General features: G+C 37.6%; 16 protein-coding genes and 2 rRNA genes (1 of these 18 cut by a window edge). 16 read left to right on the plus strand and 2 right to left on the minus strand.

Annotated features, from left to right (window positions below):
* The 3 genes from C2I06_RS18920 to tnpA all read left to right on the plus strand — a co-directional run.
* Positions 1 to 2665 (plus strand): 23S ribosomal RNA (locus C2I06_RS18920) (it extends 271 nt beyond the left edge of the window).
* A gap of 116 nt (positions 2666 to 2781) precedes the next feature.
* Positions 2782 to 2898: ribosomal RNA gene (gene rrf / locus C2I06_RS18925) — 5S ribosomal RNA — on the plus strand.
* A gap of 175 nt (positions 2899 to 3073) precedes the next feature.
* Positions 3074 to 3529, plus strand: coding sequence for an IS200/IS605 family transposase (gene tnpA / locus C2I06_RS18930; protein WP_095330205.1), 456 nt, complete (start codon positions 3074 to 3076; stop codon positions 3527 to 3529).
* Positions 3530 to 3644: 115 nt separating this feature from the next.
* Here tnpA and C2I06_RS18935 read toward each other — a convergent pair whose 3' ends face one another.
* Positions 3645 to 3848: a sigma factor G inhibitor Gin gene (locus tag C2I06_RS18935; RefSeq protein ID WP_095333999.1), complete on the minus strand. Its 204-nt coding sequence runs from the start codon at positions 3846 to 3848 to the stop codon at positions 3645 to 3647.
* A gap of 257 nt (positions 3849 to 4105) precedes the next feature.
* Here C2I06_RS18935 and C2I06_RS18940 point away from each other — a divergent pair, with 257 nt between their 5' ends.
* From C2I06_RS18940 to rsmI, 10 genes are all read left to right on the plus strand, one after another.
* Positions 4106 to 5542, plus strand: coding sequence for an aminotransferase class I/II-fold pyridoxal phosphate-dependent enzyme (locus C2I06_RS18940; RefSeq protein ID WP_095333997.1), 1437 nt, complete (start codon positions 4106 to 4108; stop codon positions 5540 to 5542).
* 20 nt (positions 5543 to 5562) lie between these two features.
* The gene (tmk, locus tag C2I06_RS18945) at positions 5563 to 6192 is read left to right on the plus strand and encodes a dTMP kinase (RefSeq protein ID WP_095333995.1); all 630 of its coding nucleotides are present in this window, start codon (positions 5563 to 5565) and stop codon (positions 6190 to 6192) included.
* 171 nt (positions 6193 to 6363) lie between these two features.
* The gene (locus C2I06_RS18950) at positions 6364 to 6693 is read left to right on the plus strand and encodes a cyclic-di-AMP receptor (RefSeq protein WP_016204713.1); all 330 of its coding nucleotides are present in this window, start codon (positions 6364 to 6366) and stop codon (positions 6691 to 6693) included.
* A gap of 254 nt (positions 6694 to 6947) precedes the next feature.
* Positions 6948 to 7205, plus strand: coding sequence for a YaaR family protein (locus C2I06_RS18955; RefSeq protein ID WP_123258659.1), 258 nt, complete (start codon positions 6948 to 6950; stop codon positions 7203 to 7205).
* A gap of 57 nt (positions 7206 to 7262) precedes the next feature.
* Entirely contained in the window at positions 7263 to 8270 is a 1008-nt protein-coding gene (holB, locus tag C2I06_RS18960) for a DNA polymerase III subunit delta' (protein ID WP_095333993.1), read from the plus strand.
* Positions 8263 to 9090, plus strand: a complete 828-nt coding sequence (locus C2I06_RS18965) for a PSP1 domain-containing protein (protein ID WP_095333991.1) — start codon at positions 8263 to 8265, stop codon at positions 9088 to 9090. The genes holB and C2I06_RS18965 overlap by 8 nt, the downstream gene beginning before the upstream one ends.
* A gap of 12 nt (positions 9091 to 9102) precedes the next feature.
* On the plus strand, positions 9103 to 9480 hold the full coding sequence (yabA, locus tag C2I06_RS18970) for a DNA replication initiation control protein YabA (RefSeq protein ID WP_095333990.1): 378 nt from the start codon (positions 9103 to 9105) through the stop codon (positions 9478 to 9480).
* Positions 9481 to 9608: 128 nt separating this feature from the next.
* A complete protein-coding gene (locus tag C2I06_RS18975; RefSeq protein ID WP_123258660.1) occupies positions 9609 to 10352 on the plus strand; it encodes a tRNA1(Val) (adenine(37)-N6)-methyltransferase in 744 nt (247 codons plus the stop codon).
* Complete coding sequence (locus C2I06_RS18980; RefSeq protein ID WP_095333986.1) at positions 10342 to 10629, plus strand: GIY-YIG nuclease family protein; 288 nt, start codon at positions 10342 to 10344, stop codon at positions 10627 to 10629. Before C2I06_RS18975 ends, C2I06_RS18980 begins: the two co-directional genes overlap by 11 nt.
* On the plus strand, positions 10607 to 11470 hold the full coding sequence (gene rsmI, locus C2I06_RS18985; RefSeq protein WP_123258661.1) for a 16S rRNA (cytidine(1402)-2'-O)-methyltransferase: 864 nt from the start codon (positions 10607 to 10609) through the stop codon (positions 11468 to 11470). Before C2I06_RS18980 ends, rsmI begins: the two co-directional genes overlap by 23 nt.
* Before the next feature lie 170 nt (positions 11471 to 11640).
* Here rsmI and C2I06_RS18990 read toward each other — a convergent pair whose 3' ends face one another.
* Positions 11641 to 11925, minus strand: coding sequence for a transition state genes transcriptional regulator AbrB (locus tag C2I06_RS18990; RefSeq protein ID WP_047944355.1), 285 nt, complete (start codon positions 11923 to 11925; stop codon positions 11641 to 11643).
* Positions 11926 to 12393: 468 nt separating this feature from the next.
* Between C2I06_RS18990 and metG the strand changes: the two genes are divergently transcribed.
* The 3 genes from metG to C2I06_RS19005 all read left to right on the plus strand — a co-directional run bounded on the left by metG (position 12394) and on the right by C2I06_RS19005 (position 16760).
* Positions 12394 to 14382 carry a methionine--tRNA ligase gene (gene metG, locus C2I06_RS18995; RefSeq protein ID WP_123258662.1) on the plus strand — a complete coding sequence of 663 codons (1989 nt, stop codon included), beginning with the start codon at positions 12394 to 12396 and terminating at the stop codon, positions 14380 to 14382.
* A 191-nt stretch (positions 14383 to 14573) separates the two neighbouring features.
* Positions 14574 to 15341: a TatD family hydrolase gene (locus C2I06_RS19000; RefSeq protein ID WP_095333980.1), complete on the plus strand. Its 768-nt coding sequence runs from the start codon at positions 14574 to 14576 to the stop codon at positions 15339 to 15341.
* Positions 15342 to 15578: 237 nt separating this feature from the next.
* Positions 15579 to 16760, plus strand: a complete 1182-nt coding sequence (locus C2I06_RS19005) for a G5 and 3D domain-containing protein (protein WP_164463805.1) — start codon at positions 15579 to 15581, stop codon at positions 16758 to 16760.
* Positions 16761 to 16925 lie beyond the last annotated feature (165 nt).

A 16925-nucleotide genomic window follows, 5' to 3' on the forward strand; every position in this document is an offset into this window, starting at 1 on the left:
AAACCAAGAGGCTTGCCTCTTGGGGTTGTAGGACACTCTATATGGAGTTACAAAGGAACGGGGTAGACGAATCGATCTGGAAAGGTCAGTCGTAGAAGGTAAAAACCCTGTAGTCGAAACTTCGTTCCCTCTTGAGTGTATCCTGAGTACGGCGGGACACGAGAAATCCCGTCGGAAGCAGGGAGGACCATCTCCCAAGGCTAAATACTCCCTAGTGACCGATAGTGAACCAGTACCGTGAGGGAAAGGTGAAAAGCACCCCGGAAGGGGAGTGAAATAGATCCTGAAACCGTGTGCCTACAAGTAGTTAGAGCCCTTTTATGGGTGATAGCGTGCCTTTTGTAGAATGAACCGGCGAGTTACGATTACATGCGAGGTTAAGTTGAAGAGACGGAGCCGCAGCGAAAGCGAGTCTGAATAGGGCGAAATAGTATGTGGTTGTAGACCCGAAACCAGGTGATCTACCCATGTCCAGGGTGAAGTCCAGGTAACACTGGATGGAGGCCCGAACCCACGCACGTTGAAAAGTGCGGGGATGAGGTGTGGGTAGCGGAGAAATTCCAATCGAACTTGGAGATAGCTGGTTCTCTCCGAAATAGCTTTAGGGCTAGCCTCAAGATTTAGAGTATTGGAGGTAGAGCACTGTTTGGACTAGGGGCCCCCATCGGGTTACCGAATTCAGACAAACTCCGAATGCCAAATACTTATTCTTGGGAGTCAGACTACGAGTGATAAGATCCGTGGTCAAGAGGGAAACAGCCCAGACCACCAGCTAAGGTCCCAAAGTATACGTTAAGTGGAAAAGGATGTGGAGTTGCTTAGACAACCAGGATGTTGGCTTAGAAGCAGCCACCATTTAAAGAGTGCGTAATAGCTCACTGGTCGAGTGACTCTGCGCCGAAAATGTACCGGGGCTAAACGTATCACCGAAGCTGTGGATTGACATCTTTGATGTCAGTGGTAGGAGAGCGTTCTAAGGGCGTTGAAGCTAGACCGTAAGGACTGGTGGAGCGCTTAGAAGTGAGAATGCCGGTATGAGTAGCGAAAGATGAGTGAGAATCTCATCCACCGAATGCCTAAGGTTTCCTGAGGAAGGCTCGTCCGCTCAGGGTTAGTCGGGACCTAAGCCGAGGCTGAAAAGCGTAGGCGATGGACAACAGGTTGATATTCCTGTACCACCTTTAAATCGTTTGAGCAATGGGGGGACGCAGGAGGATAGGGTAAGCGTGCTGTTGGATTAGCACGTCCAAGCAGTTAGGCTGGTAATGAGGCAAATCCCATTACCACATAAGCGGAGCTGTGACGGCGAGGGAAATATAGTACCGAAGTTCCTGATTCCACACTGCCAAGAAAAGCCTCTAGCGAGATTTAGGGTGCCCGTACCGCAAACCGACACAGGTAGGCGAGGAGAGAATCCTAAGGTGAGCGAGAGAACTCTCGTTAAGGAACTCGGCAAAATGACCCCGTAACTTCGGGAGAAGGGGTGCTCTTGCGGGTGCAAGCCTGCGAGAGCCGCAGTGAATAGGCCCAGGCGACTGTTTAGCAAAAACACAGGTCTCTGCGAAGCCGCAAGGCGAAGTATAGGGGCTGACACCTGCCCGGTGCTGGAAGGTTAAGAGGAGGGGTTAGCACGTTAGTGCGAAGCTCTGAATTGAAGCCCCAGTAAACGGCGGCCGTAACTATAACGGTCCTAAGGTAGCGAAATTCCTTGTCGGGTAAGTTCCGACCCGCACGAAAGGTGTAACGATCTGGGCACTGTCTCAACGAGAGACTCGGTGAAATTATAGTACCTGTGAAGATGCAGGTTACCCGCGACAGGACGGAAAGACCCCGTGGAGCTTTACTGCAGCCTGATATTGAATTTTGGTACAGCTTGTACAGGATAGGTAGGAGCCTTGGAAGCCGGAGCGCTAGCTTCGGTGGAGGCATTGGTGGGATACTACCCTGGCTGTATTGACATTCTAACCCGCACCCCTGATCGGGGTGGGAGACAGTGTCAGGTGGGCAGTTTGACTGGGGCGGTCGCCTCCTAAAAAGTAACGGAGGCGCCCAAAGGTTCCCTCAGAATGGTTGGAAATCATTCGTAGAGTGTAAAGGCACAAGGGAGCTTGACTGCGAGACCTACAAGTCGAGCAGGGACGAAAGTCGGGCTTAGTGATCCGGTGGTTCCGCATGGAAGGGCCATCGCTCAACGGATAAAAGCTACCCCGGGGATAACAGGCTTATCTCCCCCAAGAGTCCACATCGACGGGGAGGTTTGGCACCTCGATGTCGGCTCATCGCATCCTGGGGCTGTAGTCGGTCCCAAGGGTTGGGCTGTTCGCCCATTAAAGCGGTACGCGAGCTGGGTTCAGAACGTCGTGAGACAGTTCGGTCCCTATCCGTCGTGGGCGTAGGAAATTTGAGAGGAGCTGTCCTTAGTACGAGAGGACCGGGATGGACGCACCGCTGGTGTACCAGTTGTCTTGCCAAAGGCATCGCTGGGTAGCTATGTGCGGAAGGGATAAGTGCTGAAAGCATCTAAGCATGAAGCCCCCCTCAAGATGAGATTTCCCATAGCGCAAGCTAGTAAGATCCCTGAAAGATGATCAGGTTGATAGGTCAGAGGTGGAAGCGTGGCGACATGTGGAGCTGACTGATACTAATAGATCGAGGACTTAACTAAAATGAAAAGCGGAAATGCCTGTTTATGGCGTTGGAGCTGGACAAAATGATTACTTGGCAAATTGGAATACTTCTAAATGATTTAGTTTTGAGAGAATAATTCTCTAAATAAATAAGTCTGGTGGCGATAGCGAGAAGGTCACACCCGTTCCCATACCGAACACGGAAGTTAAGCTTCTCAGCGCCGATGGTAGTTGGGGGTTCTCCCCCTGTGAGAGTAGGACGTCGCCAGGCAATAAGGAAACAAGCATCTATTCATTAGATGCTTGTTTTTTATTTACTCTTTTTAAACCACAGGCTCTGCCTGTGTGAAAATAAAACTTGTAGAGTCGTATTAGAAAAAAACTCCAATCGTTATAATAGAAGATGGCCGTCAAACCAACTTCAAATAACGAGAGGAGTTCTGCTCATGTCGAGCGACAATAGTTTATCACATACAAGATGGAATTGTAAGTATCATATCGTATTTATTCCCAAATACAGAAGGAAAGTAGTATATGGGAAATTAAGAAAAGATATAGGTGCTATATTGAGAAAACTATGTGAAATGAAAGATGTAGAAATAATGGAAGCACATGCCATGCCAGATCATATACACATGCTGGTAAAAATACCACCGAAAATGTCTGTTTCGTATTTCATGGGATATTTAAAAGGTAAAAGTTCATTGATGATCCATGATAGACATGCAAATTTAAAATATAATCATGGAAATCGAACGTTTTGGGCGAAAGGATATTACGTAAGTACGGTTGGATTAAACGAAAAAACAATTGCAAAGTATATACGAGAGCAAGAAGCAGAGGACCGTTTGCGAGATAATATGAGCAAACGAGAATACGTCGATCCATTTAAAGATAAGTAGGGAGAGTAAACGGTTGGCGGTCAATTTAGAGGTCCCTTTAGGGGCTTCGTTGGTAAAGTGCCCTTATAGGGCGAAATTAAAACCGCCGGTTCTACCGGCGGATACTTACTTATATCTAAGCTTGCCGTCTTTCCTGAAGAGTTCGTGCTTTTCTCATTTGATGAACAAAAAATAGATATTTGGGATCATTTGTTTTCGTATTAACAATCTCTCTTTCGCAATCCATACATATAAAGGATTCGAATAGATGAATACCTTCTAATTTATGTTCTTCACATATGAGACAGGCTTCTGCTCTACTTGATTGATATTTCCCCATTTCTCCACCTCCATAGACATTATTCTATCCATTTTAGTAATCACTCATACCTTTATTCTTAAAAACTACCAAACTAAAATACTACAAAATAGGAAAGACTAAAGGGGGATTGATAATATAGCCCAATATGGGTGGATAAGGGATTTATATTATCTGAAATACTTAGATAAGAAAATGGAAAGAAGGAAACGTAAATTACTTCCTATGAAGAAAAAGTGATAAAATAAATAGAGTGAAAAAAGAAAAGAGGAATACTATTGCAAGAAAACACACCGTTATATTCTAAACTGTTGCAATTCCAGTCGAAAAATAATATTTCTTTTCATGTACCTGGTCATAAGAATGGGGAATTAATTTCTTCGGAAGAGGAGTGGAAAGGACCCTTATGGAATTTTGATGTGACAGAGCTCAATGGCTTAGATGATTTACATGCACCAACAGGTGTTATTGCAGATGCAGAAAAATTACTAACAGATTTTTATGGAGTTAAGAAAAGTTATTTTCTTGTAAATGGAAGTACTGTTGGGAATTTAGCAATGATATTAGCGGCCTTAACAGAGGGTGACAAAGTATTTGTACAAAGGAATAGCCATAAATCAATTATGAATGGAATAAAGTTAGCAAAGGCAGAGCCTATTTTACTTAGCCCTGATTATGAGGAAGATTGGAAAGTCGATACTGTCCTTTCAAAAAAAACAATTGAACAGGCAATTGCACGATTCCCAGAAGTCAAAAAGCTTATTTTAACTTCTCCTAATTATTATGGAATGGTTGGAAATTTACAGGAGATTATTGACTTAGCCCATGCTAATGGCATTTGTGTATTAGTAGATGAAGCGCATGGAGCACATTTTAAAGGAAACCCACATTTTCCACCTTCAGCAGTTGAGTTAGGTGCAGATATAGTTGTTCAATCAGCACATAAGACGCTTCCTGCATTAACAATGGGTGCTTATTTACATTATAATACAGCATTCGTTCAACAAGAGGATGTTAAACATTACTTAGACATTTTACAGTCCAGCAGTCCATCTTATCTTATTATGGCCTCTCTAGATAAGGCTAGGCATTATATAGCAAACTATAGCATGGAGGATTGGGAATACCTACATACGATGCTTACACTTTTTCGGGAACAACTTCATACAATACCCCAGCTAAATGTACTAAATTATCCTTATGATGGAGATCCTTTAAAAATTACTATTCAATCAACAGAAAATAGAAGCGGATTCGAATTACAAAAAGAATTAGAAAAAGAGGGCATTTATACGGAGTTAGCTGATTCAAATAATATATTATTTGTCTTTCCATTGTTAAAGAAAGGAATCTCTTACCCATTAGAAAAGGTTATTTATAAAATAAAAAGGGCACTTCTTAAACATACACATGCTTATTCTTCACAGAGTGAGACAGTTGAATCTATAAAAAAGCGTCAGGATATAGTAGAATTAAAACTTAGTGAAAAAGAACAAGCAATACGAAGTAAGGTAGAAGTTTCATTAAGTGAAGCTTTACATGCAGTTTGTGCAGAAACAATTATTCCATATCCTCCAGGAATTCCTATTTTAATGCCTGGAGAGGAGATAACGAACTATCATATTAAACAAATAACGAACTTATTAAAGGATGGAGCAAGATTTCAAGGAAGTCCATCTATTTATAAAAATAGAATTACAATTTTTAAGAAATGACAACTTAGGAGGACAATAAGGTGACAAAAGGGCTCTTTATTACATTAGAAGGACCAGAAGGAGCGGGAAAGACAACCGTTATCGATATGTTGTTAAATTATTATCAAGAAAAAGAACTACAGATTATAAAGACTAGGGAACCAGGTGGAATTCCTATTTCAGAAAAAATTAGAAATATTATATTAGATCCTAAGCATATTGAAATGGATGCTCGGACAGAAGCGTTACTATATGCAGCTGCTAGAAGACAGCATTTAGTAGAGAAGGTCGTTCCAGCTTTAAACGGCGGAGCAATTGTATTATGTGATCGCTTTATTGATAGTTCATTGGCATATCAAGGGTATGCAAGAGGAATTGATATGGATGAAATTTGGAAAATTAATCAATTTGCAATTGGAGATATCATGCCTGAACTAACCATTTATTTTGATTTAGATCCAAGGGTTGGTTTAGCAAGAATTAATAATACGAGTGATAGAGAAATTAACCGTTTGGATTTAGAAACGATTGAATTCCATGAAAGAGTACAAGAAGGCTATTCTAAGGTAATAGAGAAATTTCCAGAGAGAATAATAAAAGTAGATGCATCGAAACCACTAGAACAGGTTTTGGAGGATACAGTGGATATTATTAATCGTTTTTTAAAGTAGAAGTGCGTTGCTAATTATATATTAGGGTATTATGCATATAGTGATAACAAACAAAAAATAGATAGGCTTTCAAAGAATTATTTTCCTTTCAGCTGTTTGTTTTTATATTTATTGCTATAATAGGAACAAGTTATAAAATCATTCGGAAACTATAATAAGGGGCGGGATAAAATGAAATTAATTCTAACAGTCATTCAAGATAAAGATAGTAACAAATTACTTAATGCACTAGTTGAAAATAATTTTAGAGCAACAAAGCTTGCGAGTACTGGCGGATTCTTGAAATCTGGAAATACCACCTTTATGATAGGAACGGAAGATATACGTGTGGAAAAAGCACTGCAAATCATTAAAGAAAATTGTCAATCAAGAGACCAATTAGTAGCACCTGTATCGCCAATGGGAGGAAATGCAGATTCTTATGTCCCTTATCCAGTAGAAGTGGAAGTTGGTGGAGCAACAGTCTTTGTATTACCTGTAGAGCAATTTAAACAATTTTAAGCTGTACATCGGTTAACTTCTGTTACCGATGTACTTTCATGGTTAAATGATAAAAGTTAAAAGTAGGATACAGATCCTTTTACTAATAAGTAGTAGATCGTTCTTCAGGAGGAAGAATATGAAGATTAATAAAGACATTCGAATCAATCTGGAAGGGAATAGATTAGGAACAAAAGGTAGTCTAGGGACTCTAAATTTCAGGGATATGTCCAACAACAAAATGAGAAATTAAAGGTCGATCAGCTTCAAAATTGATGAAGAACATCGATGATATTGGCAATAGGTTAGGGCGATCCCAAAATTTAAAAGACTTAACAAAATATAAATCTCTTGTTAAACAGTTTGTAAAAGAAGCTGTTGAATTAGGGATGAAAGTAAAAAAAGACAACTCGTGGGATCAGTTTGGCCAAGGGAGAGACTTGCGTGTTGTACAGGTAATTGATGATAAGTTAGTAGAATTAACAGAAGAAGTAATTGCGACTGAGAAAAAATGGCATAAATATCTTAGATAAAATTGGTGAAATTAAAGGTTTACTAATTAATATATATACGTAAATGGAGTGATTGTCTTGACAAGGACGTGGGAACAGCTTGAACAGACACAACCCATTGTTTTAAAAATGCTAAAAAACAGCTTGAAAAAAGAGAGATTAGCTCATGCATATCTTTTTGAAGGAATGAAGGGAACTGGTAAACGGGAAATAAGTCTAGTTCTCACTAAGAGCATTTTATGTGAAAATACTATAGATGGATATGTTCCATGTGAAACATGTTCAAATTGCAAGCGGATAAATAATGGTAACCATCCTGATGTGCATTTACTTGAGCCAGATGGATTATCCATAAAGAAGCATCAAATACAAAGCCTACAAGAAGAGTTTTCCAAGACTGGAGTAGAGTCAAAGCAAAAGGTGTATATTCTTGTTCATGCAGATAAAATGACTACAAATGCGGCTAATAGTTTACTGAAATTTTTAGAGGAACCAAATGCAGAAACAACGGCCATTCTAATAACAGAACAAATTCAGCAAATATTGCCGACTATTTTGTCTCGGTGTCAGGTCCTTTCCTTTACACCATTATCCCCAAATGAAATGGCTAAAGAACTAGTAAGAAATGGCATAAAACCAAATGAAGCCCCTTTACTTGCGCAAATTACCAATAATTTTGAAGAGGCATTGACACTTAGTACGGATGAATGGTTTGTACAAGCGCAAAAAATAGTGGTAAAATTATATGAGGCTCTTAAAGGAGCTCCTTTAGAAGCATTAGTAGCTCTTCAAAGGGACTGGTTTTCTCATTTTAAGGAAAAGGATCAGTTTGATAGAGGACTCGATTTATTATTGCTGCTTTATAAAGATTTATTATATATACAGCTTGGCAAGCACGATCAGATTGTATACGTTAGCGAAAAGGGACGATTAGAGACTTATGCTTTAAGAACTTCTAACAGGCGCTTAACGGAACAAATGACAGCTATTTTTGAAGCAAAGCGAAAGCTGCAGGGGAATATGAATCCACAGTTATTGATGGAGCAGCTGGTGCTAGAGCTGCAGGAGGGATCTTCAGTTGTATGATGTTGTAGGAATCCGCTTTAAAAAAGCTGGAAAAATATATTATTTTGATCCAAATGAATTAATCATTCAAAAGGGAGACTTCGTCATCGTCGAAACTGTTCGAGGTGTAGAATTCGGGAGAGTAGTTATTGGACCGAAAAAAGTAGATGAAAACGATGTTGTTTTACCCTTGAAAAAAGTATTAAGAATTGCGGATCATAAAGATCAAATGATTGTAGCCGAAAACAAGGTTGCAGCAAAAGAGGCTTATGATGTTTGTTGTGAGAAAGTTACGCTACATGAATTAGATATGAAATTAGTGGATGTAGAATATACATTTGACCGTAATAAAATTATTTTTTATTTTACCGCTGATGGTCGAGTAGACTTTAGGGAATTGGTAAAAGATTTAGCTTCCATTTTTCGAACAAGAATTGAACTTCGTCAGATTGGTGTAAGAGATGAAGCTAAAATGCTAGGTGGAATTGGTCCTTGTGGAAGAATGTTATGCTGTTCGACATTCTTAGGGGATTTCGAACCAGTATCTATTAAGATGGCAAAAGACCAAAACCTTTCCTTAAACCCAACGAAAATTTCCGGATTATGCGGACGATTAATGTGTTGTTTAAAGTATGAGAATGACGATTATGAAGCTGCCAAGGAACTTTTACCAGACTTAGGTGATTGGATTAATACACCGGATGGAAAGGGAAAAGTTGTTGGTTTAAATATTTTAGAACGTGTACTCCAAGTGGAAATTTCTGAACAAGAACGAGTGCTTGAATATACATTAGATGAGATACTGCAAGAGGATGCTGTTTCAGTTCAATCCACAGATTAATGAGGTGGAAGAGTGGATAAAAAAGAAGTTTTTGAATCAGTAATAAATATGGAAAGTCAAATTGGTAATTTGTATAAGCAATTAGGTGATCTTAAACAGCATGTAGCTGAGCTTATTGAAGAGAATAATAGGCTGCAGCTAGAAAATGAAAATCTAAGAAGGCACTTAGAGGATATACCAAGAGAAAAAGATTCGAAACAGGATAAAAATAAAAGAAGGAACATAAAACAAGGTAAGACGATGGAGGAAAAAAATATTGATATAGGGGAAGGGTATGACAACCTGGCAAGACTATATCAAGAAGGTTTTCATATTTGTAATCTTCATTTTGGAAGTCCTCGAAAAGATGGAGATTGTCTTTTTTGTTTATCGTTTCTTAATAAAAAATAAGGATGTCTCAAAGAAATTATTGCCCGAGTATGTAAGCAATACAATCAATGTATTGTCAGGGGATGACTCTTCTTCTTGAGACATCTCTTTTTCTATGCAGGAATAGGAAAGATGGAGGTAAAAAAAGAGTGGTTCCATTAATTGGAGATGAAAGATTAGATTATTTGCTGGATGAACGATTAAGAATTATTCAAAGTCCATCTGTTTTTTCTTTCTCATTAGATGCAGTATTATTAGCGGATTTTGTCTCTATTCCTTTGAAGAGGGGGGCAATTGTTGATTTATGTAGTGGGAATGGAGTAATTCCACTCTTTTTGTCACTTCGAACAGAGGGAGATATTGTAGGAGTAGAAATACAAGAAAGATTATATGATATGGCAAATAGAAGCATTCAGTATAATCATTTAGAACAAAAAATAAAAATGATTCATGGTGATATTAAGGATGCTCCTAGTTTACTTGGGTATGAGAAGTATGACGCAGTGACGTGTAATCCTCCCTACTTTAAGAAGACGAACTCAATGGCAGAGATTAATGGTAATGAGCATCTTGCTATAGCTAGGCATGAGATTCTCTGTACACTTGAGGATACAATTAGTATATCTAGTCAATTGGTTAAACAAGGTGGAAAAGTAGCTTTTGTTCATCGACCTGGCAGGCTATTAGATATCATTACATTAATGAGGGAGAATCGATTGGAACCAAAGCGAATCCGATTTGTCTATCCAAAAGAAGGTAAAGAAGCGAATATTTTATTAGTTGAAGCAATAAAAGATGGGAAACCAGACTTAAAAGTTCTCCCTCCGTTATTTGTTTATAAAGATGGCAACAATTATACAGAGGAAATGAGCAGAATACTGTATGGAAAATAAGAATCATTATTTTTATGTATTAAAGTGTAAGGATGGCAGCTATTATGCTGGTTATACAAATGATCTTCAAAAGCGAGTAAAAACGCATAATGATGGCAAAGGGGCAAAGTATACAAGAGGGCGTTTACCGGTATCTGTTATTTACTATGAGGAATTTCAGACAAAACAAGAGGCCATGAAAGCAGAGTATGCTTTTAAACAGTTAGATAGAAAGAAGAAGGAAAAGTTTTTATGGAAGGAAGTAGGTGAAGGAAATGAAACAACAAAAAAGCTTTAAAGAAAAAAGGGGAGCGCTGTATTTAGTCCCTACTCCTATCGGGAATTTAGAAGATATGAGTTTTCGAGCAATTAGAATTTTGAAAGAGGCAGATATTATTGCTGCAGAGGATACGCGTAATACAAAAAAACTATGTAATTATTTTGAAATTGCAACTCCAGTAGTCAGCTATCATGAACATAATAAAGAGACTAGTGGTCAAAAGCTAATACAAGCTTTGAAAGAGGATAAAATAATCGCATTAGTAAGCGATGCGGGAATGCCAACCATTGCAGATCCAGGATATGAGCTAGCTATGGATGCTATTAATCAAGAAATCCCAGTTATTCCTCTTCCAGGAGCAAATGCAGCATTAACAGCTCTGATTGCTTCGGGACTTCCGACACATCCTTTCTACTTTTATGGTTTCCTTAATCGTCAAAAGAAGGAGAAGAAGAAGGAGTTGCTTTTCCTAAAGAGTGTTCCAGGTACGTTGCTCTTATATGAATCCCCGCATCGTTTAAAAGAAACATTGGTTTTAATAAGGGAAATTCTCGGTAATAGAAAGATCACATTATGTAGAGAGTTGACAAAGTTATATGAGGAATTTATTCGTGGAACTCTAGAGGAGGCAATTGCTTGGTCTCAGTCAGAAGAAATAAGAGGAGAGTTCTGTTTAGTTATCGAACAAGGAGAATTACAAACGGAAGACAATAATTGGTGGGAAGACTTATCTATTGTTCAACATGTAGATCACTATGTGGAAAAAGAGGGAATTACGGTAAAAGAAGCAATTAAAAAGACTGCATTAGATAGAGAAATGCAAAAAAGAGACATTTACCAAGAATACCATATTCAATAAGAAAAAGGGCTGCTGCCTTAAATCGGAACATCAAAAATATGATGGTGTTCCCCTTTAAGGCGGCAGTCCTTTAGTTTATAAAAAAGAACGAATAAGCTTTTCTTATTTATTCATTCAAGAAACTATGAATAAATAAAGAGTGATGTACTTACACATTTCTAACTTTATTCTTATTTTGCAAGTTCAAAATTGCTTTTAATTTCCGCGATTAATTGCTCTGCACCTTCACGGCTAAGAATTAATTTACCACCAGCTAAAGATAGATTATCATCTGATACTTCTCCAGTAACTTGGCAAGTCATGTTTGGTTTATATTTTTTTAAGATGATTTTTTCATCATCTACATAAATTTCTAGAGCATCCTTTTCCGCAATTCCTAATGTACGTCTTAATTCGATTGGAATTACCACACGACCTAATTCATCAACTTTACGAACAATACCTGTAGATTTCATTTTCTTTTCTCCTCCCAAAAGTAAGTATTTATATTTTTTTCGCTAATTTTCGACAAATTTCTTTGTATGTTTATTATAATACCAGCCATTCCCATAAACGTCAATTATTTATTTTGAAATAAATGTATTTTAAAAAACCTTATTAAAGTAGGCTTTTCTGGAGTATGAAATGATAAATAAACATAGGATGGGATAAATTGGTATAGTATTTTCGTTCTATTTTTGTTATTTTTTCGACAAAAAACAACATTTTTATTTGTCATTTTTTCTTCCAAAACATCGCTGTTGCATTACTAATTATTTTTAGGTATATTTTGATGGGATAAAAGGAAAAATGGCAATAATTATGCGGTTTATAAATGTTCTTATACTTTTTTGTTTCGATAAAAAAGAAGAATGGTTACAATAGTAATAGCAGTTATTTTACTAAAGGTACATATTATATACATATACATAGGAGGAAACTAAGTGAAGGATCAAGAAAAAACTTTTTATATTACTACGCCAATCTATTATCCAAGTGGCAATTTACATATTGGGCATGCCTACACAACAGTTGCTGGAGATGCAATGGCTCGTTATAAAAGAATGAGAGGATATGAAGTTCGTTACTTAACTGGAACGGATGAACATGGGCAAAAAATTCAGCGCAAAGCAGAAGAAGCAGGAATTACACCTATTCAGTATGTAGATGAAATTGTGGCAGGAATAAAGGAATTATGGGATAAGCTTGATATTTCCTATGATGATTTTATCCGTACAACAGAAAAACGACATACGGATGTTGTCGAAAAAATGTTTAAGAAATTAGTGGATCAAGGAGATATTTATTTAGATGAATATCAAGGATGGTATTCTGTTTCTGATGAAACGTATTATACAGAACTACAGTTAGTTGATCCTATATATGATGAACATGGCAAAGTAATTGGAGGGAAAAGCCCCGACAGTGGTCATGCCGTTGAACTAGTAAAAGAGGAATCATATTTCTTTAGAATGGGGAAATATGCAGATCGCTTGTTAGCATTTTACGAGGAAAATCCAGAATTTATCCAACCAGAATCTCGCAAGAACGAGATGATTAATAACTTTATCAAACCAGGATTGGAAGATTTAGCAGTCTCAAGAACGACTTTTGATTGGGGAATTAAAGTGCCAGGGGATCCGAAGCATGTTGTGTATGTATGGATCGATGCCCTTTCCAATTATATTACTGCGCTAGGGTATGGCTCTGACGATGAAACATTATATAAAAAGTTCTGGCCAGCAAATGTACATTTAGTTGGGAAAGAAATTGTTCGTTTTCACACGATATATTGGCCAATCATGCTTATGGCATTAGATCTACCATTGCCTAAGAAAGTCTTTGCACATGGCTGGATTCTAATGAAAGATGGTAAAATGTCTAAATCAAAAGGAAATGTGGTTAATCCAGTGACGTTAATTGATCGTTATGGATTAGATGCTCTTCGTTATTATTTATTAAGAGAAGTACCATTTGGTTCTGATGGTGTGTTTACTCCAGAAGCGTTTGTAGAGAGAGTGAACTTTGATTTAGCGAATGACTTAGGGAACTTATTAAATCGTACAGTGGCGATGATTAATAAGTACTTTAATGGTGAAATTCCTACCTATAAAAATTCAGAGGGAACTTTTGAAAAGTCACTTGTGGAAGCACATCAAGAAACGGTTAAGAAATATGCGGAGCATATGGAAAATATGGAGTTCTCCGTTGTACTAACAACGTTATGGCAATTAGTCAGCAGAAATAATAAATATATCGATGAAACACAGCCATGGGTATTAGCGAAAGAGGAAAAGACAGAAGAATTAGCAGTTGTGATGAATCACTTAGCAGAATCTTTAAGAAGAATCGCAATTATGTTAAAACCATTCTTAACAAGAACACCTGATAAAATTTTTAAACAGTTGAACATACAAGATGAATCCTTACAGACATGGGACAGCTTGGAACGTTTTGGCATAATCCCTGCGGGTACTATAGTAGAGAAGGGAGATCCTATTTTCCCTAGATTAGATATCCAAGAAGAAGTGGAATTTATTAAGAGCGAAATGAAGGGACCTCAAAAGGAAGAAGAAACGAAACAAGAGGTTCAAGAAGTTCCGGACGTAGAGGAAATCACAATAGATGACTTTATGAAGGTAGATTTACGTGTAGCACAAGTGCTGGAAGCTGAACCTGTGAAAAAAGCAGACAAGTTATTGAAGTTACAATTGGATCTTGGTTATGAGAAAAGACAAGTAGTTTCTGGAATTGCTAAATATTATTCTCCTGAAGACTTGGTAGGACGAAAGGTTATTTGTGTAACAAATTTAAAACCAGTTAAATTAAGAGGCGAACTTTCTCAAGGAATGATTTTAGCTGGAAGTCATGACGGCGAATTGTCTCTTGCGACAATCGCAGAGGCTTTACCACTTGGAGCAAAAGTAAAATAAAATGATAGGAAAAACATGGAGATGTTTTAATTGGGGAAATCGCCAAGATCTTTAATGGGAATGGGCGAGAAAACTCCATATTTTAATCATCTCTATGTTTTTTCTTCTTTCATTAAGACTGTGGTGGCAAGGATAGAACGGTCTGAGAAAATAAAGTGTAAATATATTTAACAGATGGAGGGATGTTTATCATGTTATTTGATACACATACACATATTAATGCAAATGAGTTTCAAGATGATATAGAAGAAGTGATACAACGAGCACTCGATGTAGGAATGGAAAAAATGGTAGTGGTTGGGTTTGATAGACCTACTATTACAAAGGCGATGGAGCTTATTGAGCAGTATGATTTTGTTTACGCAAGCATAGGGTGGCATCCTGTAGATGCTATCGATATGGTAGATGAAGATTTGGTTTGGATTGAAGAATTGGCAAAGCATCCAAAAGTCATTGCAATAGGAGAAATGGGACTAGATTATCATTGGGATAAATCGCCAAAAGATATTCAAAAAGAAGTGTTTAGAAAGCAAATTCAATTAGCAAAAAAAGTAAAACTTCCGATAATTATTCATAATCGTGAAGCGACTGCTGATATTGTTGAAATCTTAAAAGAAGAGGATGCAAAAGAGGTAGGCGGGATTATGCATTGTTATGGAGGAAGTGTAGAAACTGCGCTTGAATGTATAAATATGAATTTTTATATTTCGCTTGGTGGAACGGTTACTTTTAAAAATGCACGAAAGCCAAAGGAAGTTGCAGAAGCCATTTCGTTAGATCATTTATTAATCGAAACGGACTGCCCATATTTAGCACCGACCCCTTTTAGAGGAAAACGCAATGAACCTAGTTATGTAAAACTAGTAGCAGAAGAGATTGCTGCTATAAAAGGGATTTCCTACGAAGAGGTGGCGTCAAAAACAACAGAAAACGCAAAAAAATTATTCGGCATAAACTGATAAAGATTTTTGTCGAATGAAGAAAGAGCTTGTCCGAACTTCCTCTTATTTTTAATCGTTCTACATTGCTTCCTTTTCTCATAGACTAATTATGTCGAGATTTCTTTCTTTCCTTTCGCTTGTTTTTTTTGCATAATAGGATATACGTTCAAAGATTCTAAAGGGTTGACAGCGGACATGATACTCTATATAATCACTCCGAGAGAAAAGGAGGCGTTTTTCATCGTAATCAAAAACATGAAAAACCTGTTTTCAAAATCTTTGAGCAAGAAGAAAGTGTCTATCTTTTTAGCTAGTTTCATCGTTTTTGCGAGTAGTATTGGATTTATAATTTATGAAACTACTAAAAGTACTGTGGCACTAACGCTAAATGGTAAAGAACAAATCATCGAGACGCACTCATCTACTATACAACAAATATTTGATGATTTAGATATTACCGTCGGTTCAAAAGATTATGTGTTTCCCTCGTTAAACACAAAGGTGACAGATAACCTAGAAGTTGTCTGGAAAAAAGCTAAACAGGTTGAATTGCAAAAAGACGACGAGAAGAAAACGGTTTGGACAACAGTAGATACTGTTAAGGAGTTTTTAGAAGAACAAAAAATTTCTTTGAACGAGCACGACCAGATCAATCAGAAAGAAAATAACCCTATAGAACATAAAATGGACGTTGTCGTACATACAGCATTTCCAGTAACGCTAGTAGACGCAGGAAAGAAAAAGCAAGTATGGTCCACTTCGACTACGGTCGCTGACTTTTTAACACAACAGGAGATCTCACTTGATAAATTAGACCGAGTTGAACCAGCTCTAAAGGAAAAAGTGAAAGAAGAAGCTATTGTTAATATAACAAGAATAGAAAAGGTCACCGATGTAGTGGAACAACCGATTAATTTTGCCGTAATCACCCAAAAGGACGATGATCTTCCACACGGAACAGAAAAAGTACTTAAAGAGGGAACTGAAGGAGTGGTCTCTAAAAAGTATGAAGTGACGAAGGAAAATGGCAAAGAGATTTCCCGAAAATTGCTAAGTGAAACAACAGTAAAAGAAAAGCAGGATAAAATTGTCTCTGTTGGAACAAAAGACGAAGTCATTCAACTTGCATCCCGTGGTGAAGAACGTGGGCAAGAAGTGTTCGTCAATTCAACAGCATATACTGCTAGCTGTAATGGATGTTCTGGCCGAACGGCTACTGGAATTGATCTGAAAGCTAATCCTAATGCAAAAGTAATTGCTGTCGACCCAAGTTTTATCCCATTAGGAACAAAAGTTTATGTGGAAGGCTATGGCTACGCTGTTGCTGCCGATACTGGCGGAAGTGTAAAAGGGCAGAAAATTGATGTTTTCTTTTCCACAAAAGCCGAAGCTTACCGTTGGGGTAACAGGCAAGTTAAGATAAAAATAATTAATTAGGTAAAATAGAAATCTCGACAATTTATCATCCAATATCAGATGATAGAAAGTTAGCTAATTTGGCAGAGGGAGCATCTCCTCTGTCCTTTTTTATGTTTCATCACTTGTTAATTAAATTGCAATGAATCAGCCATTTGTTTAAACATAAATATTAGCTATAATGAT

Origin of the sequence: Niallia circulans, assembly GCF_003726095.1 — a bacterium.
In the GTDB taxonomy this organism is placed as follows: Bacteria; Bacillota; Bacilli; order Bacillales; family Cytobacillaceae; genus Niallia; species Niallia circulans_A.